We start from the raw sequence: 14,361 nt of genomic DNA, 5'->3' as shown, positions 1-14,361 counted from the left end.
TGAAATGATGCCCTCCCTATACGCCTCCATCTGGAAGCTCAGCCGCAGCTGTCACCACACGATAACTTGCTGAAAGCGCATCGCCAAAATGCTTACGACCACAGATTATCTTTCGTCGTTCATCGGGTCGCAGGTCGTTCAAGTCGAGTGAACCTTTGGTCTCTCTGACCAAATAAAGCCGCCCTTCATCGTTCTCTGGATCATCCATGACGATTGCCCAATCTGGGTTGTAGCGCCCAATAGGCGTGCCGATGGTGAACCAGTCTGGCAGCTTGATGTAGAGTTTGACATTGGCCATTTTCTCAAGGCTTTCAGCAAATGGCTTCTCGATGGTCGGAGAGTCCCATTTCACTCCATCGTAGAGATGAGTTCCGCCCACACCTGCGATCTCTTCGCTGGGTATTAGATAGTCTTCCCAAGTCTGAATTTCCTCAGCGAACTGTGTCTGTTCGTACCAAGTACCGTCTTTCTCGTATTTGATCCCATTGACCATTTGGTCAGCAAGTTTGGCCTTGAGGATGTTGACCGCAGTGATCGCGAATTCATGCGGGTTCTCCGTGGCTTCACCACGCTTGGCGGTCTTCCGGAAAACTTCCAGAAGGGTGCGCCGTGACAATCGCATCGGAGGGGAAGTGTTCTCCATCAGGCTTTCCATCACCTCAATCAGGTTCGGGAGAGGATAGCGACCAGCGAGGTCAACAGCGGTCTTTGCGCCGCTCAAGACGATTGGTTCAAAGAAGTCTTCGGCCTCATCGACCCGAATGTTGGCTTTTGAAACCGTGATGCGGGGCTTGCTGATGGTCGCTTCGTCAAGTTCGGCAACAGTGTCGGCAACCAGTTTCGCGGTGTCGATCTGCACGGAATACCGGGTCTTGTGTTTGATCTTCTCCCAAAGCTCTTTGAACTCCGGTTTGAGCAGGAACTGTTTGCGCAGCTTTATCGTCTTGCGCTTGCGCCGGTCGGGCGGTGGCGGCGGAACGCCTTCTTTCCCGTACTCCCGCTCGATTTCGCTTTGCAGGCCCGCCACAAACCGTTCATAGGTTTCGCTGGCGATGACCGTCAGGACGTTGATCTGTTCGTCTTGGATGCGGTCACCATCCTGATTGACGGGAAGGCGCACACCGCGTCCGACCTGCTGACGGCGTTCGGTATCGCTGCCAACTTCGCGCATAGTGCAGATTTGGAAGACGTTCGGATTGTCCCAGCCTTCACGAAGCGCGGAGTGCGAGAAGATGAACGCAACAGGTTCTTCAAAGGAAAGCAGGCGCTCCTTTTCGCGCATGATGAGGTTGAAGGCCTCGTCGTCCTGCTTGGTCTTGCCTGTGCTGTCCAAGACTTCCGTCTCGCCCGTCTTCTTGGTCTTGGTGGCGAAATAAGCCTTCTGGACATCGGAAGCCTTGACGTCCTTCCATTCCTCGTACCGCTGCTTGATTTCGTCAAATGCCTTGACGAACATCAGTTTCAGCTTGCCATCGTCGGGGGCGTAGTTGTCCACCTTGTCGATGAAGAACAGGGATAAGACCTTGATGCCGTGTTCCTTCAAGCGCCGCTGGCGGCGGAAGTGCTCCTCGATAGTGAAGGCGACTTGGGCTTCGAAGATCGCATCGCGGTCGGAGCCTTGTTCGCCGCCAAGGGCCAGCTCCTGATTGTTGGCAAAGCGGATGAAACCCGATCCGGGGTTGATCTCGTCCACGACGAAACCTTCGTATTCTGCGCGCCCCGTCTTCTCGATTAGACTATCGCCGCTTCGAACCGTGATGGGCTTCTCTTGGATCTTCCCTGTCGCCATCAGCTTGTGAACGCTCAGCTTGGCGCTGACGGTTCGCTTGGTGGCGTTCAGCTCTTCGACCCGCACAAAGGGCAGGTTCTCATTGTCCTGCTGCACCACCGATGCGACCTCGATCCGCTTCACCAGCCCTTGGCGGTAGGCATCGAACGGGGTCAGCCGATAGACCACGTTGTAGGCGTTGCGGTGGGTCGCGCTGTAGCGCAGGGCGCAAATCGGATTGAGCGAAGCTAGTGCGGACACTGAAAGATCGCTTTCCATGTTTTGCGGCTCGTCCAAGATCAACACGGGGCGCGTTTCTTGAAGCTGGTAGATTGGCGGGTCCAGCCCCTCACGCGATTGGCGAATGACGGTTTCGGCGCGTTTGAAGGCATCGATGGTCATCACCATGATCGCGATCCCGTCAGAGAGGGCGAAACCGGATACCTGGCTCTTGCGGGCGGAGTCGTAGACTGTGAAGTGATACGGCGGCTTGCCGAAAAGCTTGTCGAAGTGGGTCTTGGTCACTTCCAGCGTCTTCTTCACCCCTTCGCGCACGGCGACCGAGGGCACGACGATGATAAATTTCCGCAGCCCGTAGGTCTCATACAGGCGCAGCGCCGTGCGGATGTAAACGTAGGTCTTTCCGGTGCCCGTCTCCATCTCGACCGAGAAGTTGGGGAAGGTGATGTCTTCCTCGCCGCGCAGGGTCTCGACCTTGGCAGTCAGAGTTTCCAGCTTGTCGTCTTGGTCCAGTCCCCGGTCGCCTTGCACCTTTTGCAGGTTGGAAAGAAGCTGGTCCGAAGTCAGGTCCAGCCGGTTCGGGACAACCTGAAAGGTCGCGCCTGTCGGTACGATGAGTTGATTGCGCACGAAGGCCTGACCGTCGAACAGACCCACGACGCTTTCGACGGCACCGACCTGATATTTCTGATCGCTGTCGAACTTGAACTTCATGGCCTCAGATCACCTTCAACCGGCATTGCAGGGCGAGGTTGGCGGCGAGTGTGTCGTCCAGCGCGGTGTCACGGCAGACGAACATGTCGTCCTTGTTCAGGCCCAGCGGGGCGACGGCATCAAGCGTCAGCGCATCGTCCAGACAGATCGTGAAGCTGCGATCCTCGTCCGACACGCGCCAGAAGGTCGGGCCAGTGTCGATCTCCAGTTCATCCACCGCTGAGGTCAGGCTGTAGCCTTCGCGCAAGGCAACCTCCCAGATCACGTCTTGCGGTTGCCAACCGGGGGCGAGGCTGTCGGTGAAAGCCTCAAGCTGTGCTGCATAGGCCTCGGGGTCTTTGGCTTCAACGCCGGTCCAGCGTTTCAACGATGTCTCGGAAAGCTTGAAGACGCGCAGACCAAGGCCACCTCCTCCCATGTTCTCGATCACCTTTGTGATCCGTGCGCGGGCCACATCAGCAATTGTAGCGAAGCCTGCTGCCAAAGCTGCCTTGCCAGTTTTATCTTTCGGGTCACAGGGTTCGGGAAGCTGCACCGTGATGAAGCGCATGTCGGGGTTGGTGTCGGCAGTAAGCGATAGTACCGCTTCCGCACTTGAACCTGACCCGCCGAAGAAATCCATGACTAAGGGTTTCTCTGTGCCGTTACAGACGTACTTGAACAAGCGTGCAAGCTCGACAGAGTCCTTGGGGTTGTCGAAGACCTTTGCAAAGCCTTTCTTTTTTCCGGCTGCAGGGATTTGCATGAGTTCTCGCAGGGCTCTCACCGCGACCTGAGATTGCTTGTAGAAGTAGGTTCCACGAACCTGGGTCGCTAACTCTTCCTGTTCTGCCTCATCTTCGCTGTCTATCTCGTCTTCGGCTTCTAGCTCTTCGACTACCGGGCGAATATGCGCTTTGCGGAAGGGTGGTTCGGTGTGGTCATCGCGGAAAACGACTAGACCAAGGTCAATGAATTTCTGCATCTCCTTTGGGTTAGAATAAATCCAACCACGGTCGGGAACGTTGCAGGGTTTTTTCGTTTTGGGGTGAATTACATCATAGGAAGGGCCATCACCTCCGGGCCACGAAATGTCCCGATCTCGCCAAGGTCCGTATTTGTCTACGCGCTTATACCGGGACCATTTCTTCGACGGGTCACCTTTGGGAAGGTCACTGAACCACTTTTGCAAGGCGACGCTGATAGTCTTATCATCTTCGCCATATTCTTCGCGGAGTTCGACATACTTGTCCCAAATCTCTCGCGCACCCGGCTTTTCTTCTCGCCAGACAGTCTTGTCTTCTTTCAGCGCAGCAACTGATTTCCCATAGACGATGATGTATTCATGACCGACCGAGAATAGCTTTGCGTCGTTCTTCCGACCCTTTTCCCACACAAGTTGTGCGATGAAGTTTTCTTCCCCGAACACCTCGTCGGCCAGCCTGCGTAGGTTCGGCTGCTCCTTATCGTTGATGCTCATCATGATGACGCCGTCGTCAGCTAAGAACTGCCGTGCCAGTGACAGCCTTGGATACATCATCGACAGCCAACCGGAATGCAGCCGCCCTGCTGTCTCCGTCTTGCTGGTAGTGTCGTCCCCATCCTCGGTGCGCTGTCCGGTCAGTTTCAGGTAGTGATCCAGCGGGTCCGCGAAGTTGTCGGGATAGATGAAATCGTTGCCCGTGTTGTAGGGCGGGTCGATGTAGATCAGCTTCACCCGGCCAAAGTAGGACCGGTAGAGCACCTTGAGCACTTCAAGGTTCTCACCTTCGATGAACACATGCTGCGCGTCTTCGAAGTTGATGCTGTTATCGGGGTCGGGTGCGAGCGTGGCCGAAGACGGCGCTTGCAGCATCGCCATAGCCTCCCGCTTGCCAGCCCAAGTGAAAGTGAACCGCTCCGGCCCGCCCTCTACCTTATCGCCCAATAGGCTTTGCAGGGCTTCGACATCCAGCTTCCCGTCCGAAAACGCCTCAGGCACGGAAGCCTTGAGGCGGTTCAGCAGCTCGTTGCCCTGGTCCGGGGTTTCTGGGTCGATCTGCTCAAGCTCTGGTCTGTCGGTCATCTGCGGCCTTCGCGGCTTGGACGCCGCCTGATTTTGTTAACGATTGAAAGGGGAAACCCCGTTGGCCTGACTGTCGCAGATCGTCCCCCTAGTGACCAGTTCAAACGAAAAGTGTCCGGGGTAGGTTCTACCCTATCCCAGACACTCCAACGGTATATCCCAACCGTTAAGGGGTATGATCCTGTTCGTTTTGATCCTGTTCCGTCAAACTATTCTTCTTATCCATCGAATAAAGAGTGTTCTTTCCTGTTTCATTATCCCGGGGGCATTTAGCCGATTTGGTTTGGTTGTGTTTCCGGTCACTTCGCCAGTTTCTTAGGGCACACCATCTCAGCGCCGGGTGGGAACGGGTGCGCCAGCGGGTTTTCTGGCCCGCAAAGTATCATACGCCCGCACTGACTCTTTCACACAATCCGCCGGTTGCGACTCCGTGGTGGGATACTGCGTTGCCTTGCTGTTTCGCGTTGGTTCCTAAGCCAGCCGTGAGCGGGGCTACTGTTAGGCGCTGTGGTCCAGTCAGAACGCTCCATCGCGTTTCAGGCTTTGTTTCCCTTGGAGTTGGGATTTGACTGTCGGCCTGTCTGTATCCGACAGTCTTAGGCCGACAGTGTTTCCCGTTTTGCCGGGGTACCACAGGGGAACCGGCTCAAGACGGACTGGATGAACGCGCCCTTCGCATCAATTCGCCGCTTTTGTGCATGGATTGCGGGTCAAATCCAGCCCTCGCTTCGATCAAGACTTCTCTGGCGATGTTTCTTGCGAGGTCCAACGGTAACGTTCCGGCCTTTCCAAGCGTGATCTTGCCTTGGCGTTCACTTCCAGCGATCCGATATTTGACGATGAAGCTGCGACATCCACTTGGCCGAATGCGTAGGCCGAAGCATGGAAGATTTGGCGACCAGATCGTGTATTCCTTTTCCTCTGCTGGGGCAGACGCGACAATATCCTCTGTCAGGTCGGGCCGTACTTCCACGGCCATCTTGGTAAACTCGACATTTACCTGCGGCACGATCAGCAGGTCTTCCGGGTCTACATCCCGAAGGTATTCGTCGTCGTCTGGAACGGCCTTGTTTTCGGCAATGTAGTAGCGCGGAGCGATGCTACGGATTGCACGGCGGGCGACTGCGTCTGGGTAGCCTTGGTGCCTGAGCGCCCAGTAGGCATCGTTCCTGACGCGAGGATTGTGTGGCCCGACAGGCTCTTTCTGCTTGCGTCTAGTAAGCTGTTCATCTGTGGGATTGCTGCGAGGCTTCATGTCGAAACCTCGCAGGCTTTGGGGCCGTTAGCGCGCCATTTCGGCGCGGCTTGCGCCAAGGTACTCCGCAAGCTGCGGAATGCTGGCCGTCGTGTAAACCGACGGACCGGAGGCCAGATAGAGGATGGCGCCATCGGCACCGTTTGCGCGGCCTCCCGCGACTTGGCTGCGCCGAACAAGCGCGCCGCCACCACTTTTGGCGGGAATGAGGATGAAGTTGTCATTTTGATCTTCCATGACGAGACCCTTTCTGTTGGTTGGCGTCATGGTGAAGGCCGGGTGGCCTTCACCTATCTATACAAACCAGACCCACAGAGGGTGTCAACTTTTGATTTTATTAAACTACTGATAAGGCTTGTTAATTTCAGCCCGGCTTTCCTTCGAGTAAGGCGAATATGTCGTAGTCTCGGCTCAGACCATTGCCTGCCGCGTGGTTGTCTTCGCCCTTGAACTTCGCCACCCATGCGCGGTTTGGTTTTGGCATAGCGGTATGTGCGCGGACGTGGCTCCGTGAAGCGATCCACGCTTCAAGGTCTTTCATCTGATAGTAGATGCGACCGTTTCCGAGTTTTGTATGGATTGGGCCACCGCCTTCGCACCTCAAACGTGCGAGGTAGGACGGGCTGTAGGAAATGTTGAAGGTTTGGCGCAGATACTGGACTGCTTGCTTTGGGCAGAGGTAGGTCATTTGACACTCCATGAGGTTTCAAGAGTGCAGCGAGGGTCCGCTACCCACTATAATACAGTGAAACTCATTTTCAGCGGGTGTCCGGCGATAGAAAACATGCGCTGAAATGCCAAGCTATTGTTTGGAATGGATTCTTTTTTTGGCGACTGGAGGCAATCCGGCGCTCATTTCATCCAACGCACGCCGCAGTGGGTCATCAGCAAGGTGCGCGTATCTAGCAGTGGTTTGCGGGGATTTATGGCCCAAAAGCCGCCCGATCATTGGAAGGCTTAGGCCGTGGGCTGCACCTCGTGAGGCAAACGTGTGGCGCAGATCATGGATGCGGGTGCCTTCGATGCCAGCATGCGCAGAGATGCGTTTCCAAGGGCGCTTTAAGTCTGCTCTTGGTTTGTCTGGCGTGCCACCTGCGATGACGTAGGCGCCGGCGCGGGGTAAGCTTTCCAGAACTTCAATGGCGGGCAGGGACAGCAACACCGATTTCTTCCCTGTCTTGCTGTCGGGGAGGAATAGCATCGCCCTTTCAAAATCCACCTCGGACCATCTGAGGTGAAGGATTTCGCGCAATCGACAGCCCGTCAGGACAAGTAGTCGGATCGCCCCGGTGACGTGTGGCGACATGATCTCGCGCATGTGATCTGTGCTGGGTCGGTGCTTGGCTGCGGAGTTGTCACGCAAGGTCCAAGGCAAGCCTTTGGTTTCGGCAAGGACAAGCGTGTCAAAGAGCTGTTCGATCTGATTTTGGGTCAGATAGTGCTCTTTGGCTTGATCCTTAAATAACTTCACGCCACTGCACGGGTTCGCCTCCGCAATGCCGTGGTCGATGGCGTAGGTGAACATACTGCTTAGGACACGGACGGATCTCGTGGCGGCGCTCTTTCCACCTTTCACGATTGAGCGGCCCTTTTCCGTTCGCTCGTCCTGCGCCGTTTTGCCCTTGGCGATGTCGTGCAAGAGGCGTTCAACGTCCTGTTTGGTGAGTTCGGAAATCCTCTTCCCGCCAATCAAAGGGCGGATGTGTCGCTTGATCTTGCTTAGGTCGGTCTCAATGGTTGAGGCCTTCTTCATCGTCATCCCATGCGCGATGTAGTCGTCGCAAAGATCGTTGATGGTTAGCGCGGCCCTAGATCGGCGCTCGGACTCGATCAGGTCGTTCCCAAGCTGTGCTGACGCAAGATATTCCTCGGCCTTCTTCCGGGCCGCTTCTACCGTGATCGTTCCATAGGTGCCGATGGTCTTGCGCTGCGTCTTCGATCCGCGTCCGCCAGTGCGATACTGCACCACGAAAGCCTTTCGCCCTTTTGGCCAGACTCTTACCCCAAAGCCTGAGAGCTTCCCGCACCAGACAAAGTAGTCCTTCGCGGCTGGTTCCAGCCGATCAACGAGCGTTTTGGTTAGGCGATCTGAGGGCATCGGTGTAATAGGTATCACATAGGAAGCACGGTTGAGGTAAAGCGAGGGAATCCATAGCTGTGCGAATTTCCCGCTCTCTACCACTTAGAACACTATTTTCACAATAAAATCAAATGCCGCGGGTGTTTCAAGTAATCTCAGGAAAAGCCAAGTAGACATATTCCTTGGCATTCGTAATGATGGGGTCGGAGGTTCGAGTCCCTTCAGCGGCACCACTCCACGATCGGATATGCCGATGACATCCTGAAGTGGCTTGTATGCAAGGCTCCGGTGGTATTCCTTTGTTCGGTCCAGAGGGAACCGGAGACATGTACCTCCGTTGTCGTGCTTTTTTGGGAGTCTCTCAAAGCTCCTCAAGAGCGATACCCCGAGAGATGCGCTCAAGAGGCACCAAGGCTCGAAACGCAAAACCAAAAGCTTAGATACACGCCGACTTCGGTAGGCTGTTTCTTAAAGTAAATCCTAATGGATAAAAGCTCTGGCGCATGAAGTATGATGCGTCGCGGTTGGCAATCATAAGGCTGCGAAGCACTAAGGACGATATGGGTATTGCAAGGTCGCTGACCTGCCTCACGTCGCGGGCTGGCCCCCTCTCGGTAGATTTGGCATTGCCAAATCGCCTGCCGGGCAAAGGGTCAATCACAAGAAGGTCGAGCGACGAGACATTGTCCACCGTTGGTCCGAGGACAATGGTCGAGTGGCGCGAGGACGGGCTGCAGCTTTCGCAGCGGCATAAGAAGCGCAAGCGGATCTACTACAAGGACAGCGCGAACATCCGGCTTCGACCCACCTATCCGAACCTTGTTTGGGCAATAGACTTCGTGCGTGACAGGCTCGGCAATGGGCGCAATTAAAAGATGCTGACGGTTCTCGATGGGTTCGCGCGGCAGGTCTTGGCTGTTGTGGTCCGCACCAAAATGGGTGCCGACGATGTTCTCGAAGCGCTCTTTCCACTCCTGCTGCGCCACGGTTCCCCGAAGTATTTCCGATCCGATAACGGCCCCGAGTTCGCAGCGGAGGCGATGCAGAACTGGCTTCGACGTGTGGGGATCAAGCCCATCCGCAGTCACCCGGGATCGTCCCTTGCGGGACATCGCCATGCGATGCCGTGTCGGGCAATGCATGGGAGAACGGAGACAAGGAACACTTCAATGGAACACTGCGCCGGGAGGTTCCCAATGGGGAATGGGTGACAACAACCGAGCAGGCCCAGATCGGTACCAATCACTGGCTCAGGCAATACAATCATGCTCGACCGCATCCGGCTCTCAACATGCGCCCACCAGGTCCAGAAACACCATGAGAGAAACGCCCGATCAGTGGCCCAAGCACAAGGGGGTTAGACAGTCTGAAAAGCAACCTTTGCCGACATTCGGCTTCGCGGTTGCAAAACCGGCAACGCAGAATGCTCTGCAAAGCTCGGAAGCGGCTGGCGTTTAGATCAAGGTCGGGTATGGGCCATTTGGGGTGGCCGGTGATAGGCAAGTTGCTCTGTACTCGCTGGGATCAATGCTGCAAATCGCGCGTTGATGAACCTGCCCGATTTCAGCACTGCGCTCTCAATTGAAGCCAACACCGCGCGAATTCGTGCTGACGAGTTTCAAACAGGCTCGAAATTTGGGGCTAGTTTTTCCATGGCACTGGCGTTTAACACGCATCAGCCAGCGTTCCGGCCTGCAGCGCGGCCCGAGAAGATACACCCGCCGAGGAATGTCCCTTCTAGAGAGTTGTAGCCGTGGTAGCCACCTCCACCGAAGCCTGCCGCTTCGCCTGCCGCATAGAGGCCGGCGATGCGGTCGCCTCGGGCGTCAACCAACCGGCTGTCGAGATTGGTTTGAAGCCCGCCAAGCGTTTTGCGGGTGATCAGGTTGAGGCGAACGGCAATGAGAGGCCCATTTCCCGGATCGAGAAAGCGATGCGGCTTTGCGGTCCGGATCAGCCTGTCTCCTAGGTAATGGCGCGCGGCTTGGATGGCGGTGATCTGCGGGTCCTTTGAGAAAGGGTTGTCGACCTGCGCGTCCCGGGCTTCGATCTGTTTGCGTAAATGGTCTGCCTCGACCAAAGCCTGTCCCGTCAAGGCATTCATTCCTTTGACGAGATCCGACAGCGTGTCGGCCACAACAAAGTCTGCGCCATGCTCCTTGAACGCTTCCACCGGTCCGGTGGCCGACTTGCCGGACAAAATGCGTTCTTTCAGTACCTTTGACCATTTCGCGGAGGTCAGGTCGGGGTTTTGCTCCGAGCCCGAGAGGGCGAATTCCTTCTTGATGATCTTTTGGGTCAGAACGAACCAGCTGTAGTCAAAGCCTGTTTCGAGGATTGCCTTGAAGGTGCCATTGGTGTCAAAGCCCGGCATCGCGGGCGGAGCGAAACGGTTTCCGCGCGCGTCAAACCACATGGATGAGGGGCCCGGCAGGATGCGGATCCCGTGATGTGGCCAAATCGGATCCCAGTTCTTGACGCCTTCGGTGTAGAACCATAGCCGGTCGCGATTGATGGCGTGGCCGCCAGCGTCGGTGGTGATATCGATCATGCGGCCGTCGACATGGGCCGGAACACCGGAGAGCATGTTGTCTGGAGCGGGGCCAAGGCGGTCTGTCGGCCAAACTTTGCGAATGAGATCAAAATTGCCGCCGATCCCGCCAGAGGCGACGATGACAGCGTCGGCATCGATACGAAACTCCCCAATGGCGGTTCGGTTGGTTGCCCCCCCTTGTTGCGCATCATCCGGCGCCAGTTGCGTGCCGCTGACACCGACGGCAGCGCCGCTTTGCATTTCAAGGCGGTCTACTTGATGGCGGTAAAGGTAGGTCAGCAAGCCCGCATCTGCATGTGCGTGACACCGCCGGATAAAGGGCTCTAGCACACCCGGCCCGGTGCCCCATGTAATATGAAACCGAGGCACGGAATTGCCATGCCCCATGGCGTCGGACCCACCGCGCTCAGCCCAACCCACAACCGGGAACCAGCGGAGGCCCATGTCATAGAGCCAAGGACGCATTTCGCCCGCGGCGAAGTCGAGATAGGCCTGCGCCCATGCGCGGGGAAAGGCGTCTTCTGGGCGGTCAAACTGTGCCGACCCCATCCAATCGCTTGTCGCCAGGTCCAGGCTGTCTTTGATGCCCAGGCGTCGCTGCTCGGGGGTGTTGACCATGAACAGCCCGCCCAAAGACCAATGCGCTTGCCCTCCCAGGTTTTGCGGACCTTCCTGGTCGACGATCACCACCTTTTTGCCGCGATCACCAAGCTCGGCGGCGGTTACGAGGCCAGACAGGCCGGCACCGACCACAACGACGTTTGTTCTCATGATCTGCGACCTCGGATTGATGTTGGCTACGTGCGAGGGACAGTCGCATCGATCCGGGACCTTGGCCAGTTTTGAGCGTTTGAGGTTCGGTACGGCACGTAGGTCCCCGTTCAAGCACCATCGCTTTCCGTGGGGCGTTTTCCCCTGCGCAGTGCGCTGGTATCAGCGCGACCCATAGGCCTATCAGAAGGCCGCAGGTCGACCACGCCGCTCAGCGCCTTCTGTTCGAGCAGAGCCAAAAGCGAACAAGCGACACAGCGCCCCTGAAGTCTCCTCCGGGCCATTCCGGCCGCCTGAGCGCCCCGCTTCCCAGGTCTGCTGTGATTCGGGTTTCTCGGACGCCGTGCGCTTTCGTTTGAGTTGCGCGGGGCGCTGCCCGGCGTCGGAGAAGCGCTCAGGCGGGAAATCGCGGGTTTGGTCTTGGTGGGTGGGTTCTATGGGGATTTGTAGGCTGGGCTGGGCTGGGCTTTGGGCTAACCCTGCCAGGCCGTAGAACGACTCCCGTCTGGCTGGGCGCGGCATTGGCCTGGCTTGTTTCTGGGCGATATGGACGGTGTTTTTCACGAGCCCTCGCCTTTTGAGATTTCGGTGACGTGATCCACACATAACTATGGTGCCGCAGGTGGCTGCAGCTGAGGTGTCGTCAGTCCTATTTGGCGCGTGTGTCATGCTGCGTCTCTTGCCGATCTCGGCGGTGCTCTGGGATGTTGCGCAGGGGCGAAGGTGTCGGTGATCATCAACCGCCCACCGCAGCAGGGGCATGGCAGCGCGAGGACCCTGGGGTGCTGATCGGTGTCGCCTCCATTTGCATCACCGGTGTCGTTTCGGCTCGGCGCTCTGGCCCCGATCAATTCTCTGATCCGGGCGATATTGGCGGCACGGTTGCCATTTCCGTAGAAGCCGTAGTGGCGGATACGGTGCTGGCCTTTGGGCAGGACGTGGATCAGGAACCGGCGGATGAATTCCTCGGTTGCGAACGTCATAGTGGTGTGTCGTCTGGGGCCGTCGACCCTGTAATCCTTCACCTTGAAGGTCACGCTTGCCGCATCGAACCGGACCAGGCGACTGTTGGATGCCGCGATGCGGTGGGTGTAGCGCGACAGGTAGGCCAGCACGGCCTTTGGTCCGGCGAAGGGTTCTTTGGCGTAAACGACCCAATCGATCTTGCGTAGCGTTTGCAGAAATGCCCCAAAGACTGCGGGATCGGCAAGTTTGGCGTGATCGCCGAAAAACTGCAGCTTTCCTGCGCTGTGCAACTTCGCCAGCCCTTCCAAAAGCAGCCGCCGGTAGAGCCGGGACAGAACCCTGACGGAGAGCAAGAAGTTCTTGCGGCAAGTGATCCACTTGGTGCCGTCCGCAGACAGACCGCCGCCCGGCACGATCATGTGGACATGCGGGTGGTGCGTCATTGCGGAGCCCCAGCTGTGCAGTACCGAAGTAATACCGACTCGAGCACCAAGGTGCTTGGGGTCGGCGGCGATTTTGATCACGGTGTCGGCGCTCGCGCGCATTAACAGATTGTAGATCTCGCGTTTGTTCTGGCGGGCGATGTCGGCAATGGGCTTTGGCAACGTGAAGACAAGATGGAAGTACCGCACCGGCAGCAGTTCAGCCTCCGGCGCGGCAAGCCAAGCCTTTGCCGCGCCGGACTGACATTCAGGACAGTGCCGATTGCGGCAGGAATTGTAAGCGATGTGCTCGTGCATGCAGTCTTCGCAGCGTGTCACATGACCGCCAAGTGCCGCTGTGCGGCAGCGTTCAACGGCGCTCGTGACCTTCATCTGATCAAGGCTGATATGGCCTATATTGGCCGCGCGCCACGCCGCACCATGGTCACGGAAGATATCCGCGACTTCCAGGCCTGCCCGTGCCAACGCGGGCTATGGCGCGCCTTTCTTGCCCCTCTTACTTTTGGCTTGGCCAAGATTGTCCAGCGGGCTCTCCACCGCCGAGATCATGCCCGTGGCAACGCTGGCATAGCGCGCCGTCGTAGTCAGCTTGGTGTGTCCGAGCAGAGCTTGGATCACGCGGATATCCACGCCACGTTCCAACAGATGGGTGGCAAACCTGTGCCTCAGAGTGTGCAATGTGACTGGCTTGGTGATGCCCGCCGCCTTTGCGGCCTGCTTGAACAGGCGCGAGATCTGGCGCGGCGACAGGAGCTTGCCGTTATACCCTGGGAAGATCACCCGGTTCGGACCCGCCACGCCCTTGTCCTGACTGGTCGGGGCTTCTTTCCACCACTCGCGCATCAGGCCAAGAATATCAGCGGGCCGCATCACATTGCGATCCTTGCGCCCTTTGGATTGCACGATCCGGGTGATCTTCTGTTCCCCATCGATATCCCCAGCCTGCAGCCTGACCACCTCGCCCGCACGCATCACGCAACCATAGGCAAGCGACAACATCACCCGCGCTTTCAAGCTCGGGGCCATGAGTAGGATCCGTTTGACCTCGTTGCGGCTCAACACCAGCGGGATCTTGACGGGCTCCTTCAGGCTGAAAATCGCCGCCACCAAATCATGCCGCCGCAGGGTTACCCGGAACAGAAACTTCACCCCTGTCATCGTGCGATTGCGCGTGCAGATGCTGGTCCCGGTCTCAATCAGATGCTGCTGGAACTCGCGCACATCATCCGGCTCAGCGGTCTCCGGAGAGCGCTCCAACCACGCCGCGAACCTCTTGCAGGCCCGCAAGTGACCGAGCTGTGACGCGGGGCCAAGATTGCGCGATGTCATATCCGCGATCATGCGTGCACGCAGCGGCGTCATGTTCGTTGTTTGCTGAATGTTCATGGGAATATCCTCTGTCAACCAAGGCAAAATCACCTCGACCAACAGCAAACTTCCAACCCCACAATCCGCGAAACAAATCCCGGCTACGCCCAACCCACGCCAAAAGCACCCCTATCGCGAAGCGTTTTAGTGCGTGGGCC

At 57.3% G+C, this 14,361-nt stretch carries 12 protein-coding genes; 3 read left to right on the top strand and 9 right to left on the bottom strand.

The window, feature by feature from the left end:
* Positions 1-16: 16 nt before the first annotated feature.
* The 6 genes from ACP153_RS16270 to ACP153_RS16245 form a co-directional block, all read right to left on the bottom strand.
* A complete protein-coding gene (locus tag ACP153_RS16270; RefSeq protein ID WP_424972074.1) occupies positions 17-2,722 on the bottom strand; it encodes a DEAD/DEAH box helicase family protein in 2,706 nt (901 codons plus the stop codon).
* A gap of 4 nt (positions 2,723-2,726) precedes the next feature.
* The gene (locus ACP153_RS16265) at positions 2,727-4,766 is read right to left on the bottom strand and encodes a site-specific DNA-methyltransferase (protein ID WP_424972072.1); all 2,040 of its coding nucleotides are present in this window, start codon (positions 4,764-4,766) and stop codon (positions 2,727-2,729) included.
* Between the two features lie 646 nt (positions 4,767-5,412).
* On the bottom strand, positions 5,413-6,021 hold the full coding sequence (locus ACP153_RS16260) for an Arm DNA-binding domain-containing protein (RefSeq protein ID WP_424972071.1): 609 nt from the start codon (positions 6,019-6,021) through the stop codon (positions 5,413-5,415).
* Between the two features lie 27 nt (positions 6,022-6,048).
* Positions 6,049-6,288: a hypothetical protein gene (locus ACP153_RS16255; RefSeq protein WP_424972070.1), complete on the bottom strand. Its 240-nt coding sequence runs from the start codon at positions 6,286-6,288 to the stop codon at positions 6,049-6,051.
* 97 nt (positions 6,289-6,385) lie between these two features.
* On the bottom strand, positions 6,386-6,709 hold the full coding sequence (locus ACP153_RS16250; RefSeq protein WP_424972069.1) for a helix-turn-helix transcriptional regulator: 324 nt from the start codon (positions 6,707-6,709) through the stop codon (positions 6,386-6,388).
* Positions 6,710-6,823: 114 nt separating this feature from the next.
* A complete protein-coding gene (locus ACP153_RS16245; protein WP_424972067.1) occupies positions 6,824-8,203 on the bottom strand; it encodes a tyrosine-type recombinase/integrase in 1,380 nt (459 codons plus the stop codon).
* 401 nt (positions 8,204-8,604) lie between these two features.
* Between ACP153_RS16245 and ACP153_RS16240 the strand changes: the two genes are divergently transcribed.
* From ACP153_RS16240 to ACP153_RS16230, 3 genes are read left to right on the top strand one after another with little or no spacing between them, the layout of a single operon-like run.
* Positions 8,605-8,973 carry a hypothetical protein gene (locus tag ACP153_RS16240; RefSeq protein ID WP_424972066.1) on the top strand — a complete coding sequence of 123 codons (369 nt, stop codon included), beginning with the start codon at positions 8,605-8,607 and terminating at the stop codon, positions 8,971-8,973.
* A gap of 3 nt (positions 8,974-8,976) precedes the next feature.
* Positions 8,977-9,312, top strand: a complete 336-nt coding sequence (locus ACP153_RS16235) for a DDE-type integrase/transposase/recombinase (RefSeq protein WP_424972065.1) — start codon at positions 8,977-8,979, stop codon at positions 9,310-9,312.
* On the top strand, positions 9,228-9,422 hold the full coding sequence (locus tag ACP153_RS16230) for an integrase core domain-containing protein (protein WP_424972064.1): 195 nt from the start codon (positions 9,228-9,230) through the stop codon (positions 9,420-9,422). Before ACP153_RS16235 ends, ACP153_RS16230 begins: the two co-directional genes overlap by 85 nt.
* A 354-nt stretch (positions 9,423-9,776) precedes the next feature.
* On the opposite strand, the gene ACP153_RS16225 is transcribed toward ACP153_RS16230, so the two are convergent.
* The 3 genes from ACP153_RS16225 to ACP153_RS16215 all read right to left on the bottom strand — a co-directional run bounded on the left by ACP153_RS16225 (position 9,777) and on the right by ACP153_RS16215 (position 14,221).
* Positions 9,777-11,426, bottom strand: coding sequence for an FAD-binding dehydrogenase (locus tag ACP153_RS16225; protein WP_424972063.1), 1,650 nt, complete (start codon positions 11,424-11,426; stop codon positions 9,777-9,779).
* 665 nt (positions 11,427-12,091) lie between these two features.
* Positions 12,092-13,300, bottom strand: coding sequence for an IS91 family transposase (locus ACP153_RS16220; RefSeq protein WP_424972062.1), 1,209 nt, complete (start codon positions 13,298-13,300; stop codon positions 12,092-12,094).
* A 6-nt stretch (positions 13,301-13,306) separates the two neighbouring features.
* Positions 13,307-14,221, bottom strand: a complete 915-nt coding sequence (locus ACP153_RS16215) for a tyrosine-type recombinase/integrase (protein ID WP_424972061.1) — start codon at positions 14,219-14,221, stop codon at positions 13,307-13,309.
* Positions 14,222-14,361: the final 140 nt, after the last annotated feature.

It is taken from the genome of Dinoroseobacter sp. S76, assembly GCF_049801095.1.
GTDB lineage: Bacteria > Pseudomonadota > Alphaproteobacteria > Rhodobacterales > Rhodobacteraceae > Dinoroseobacter.
This window is presented reverse-complemented; position numbering and strand designations above follow the sequence as displayed.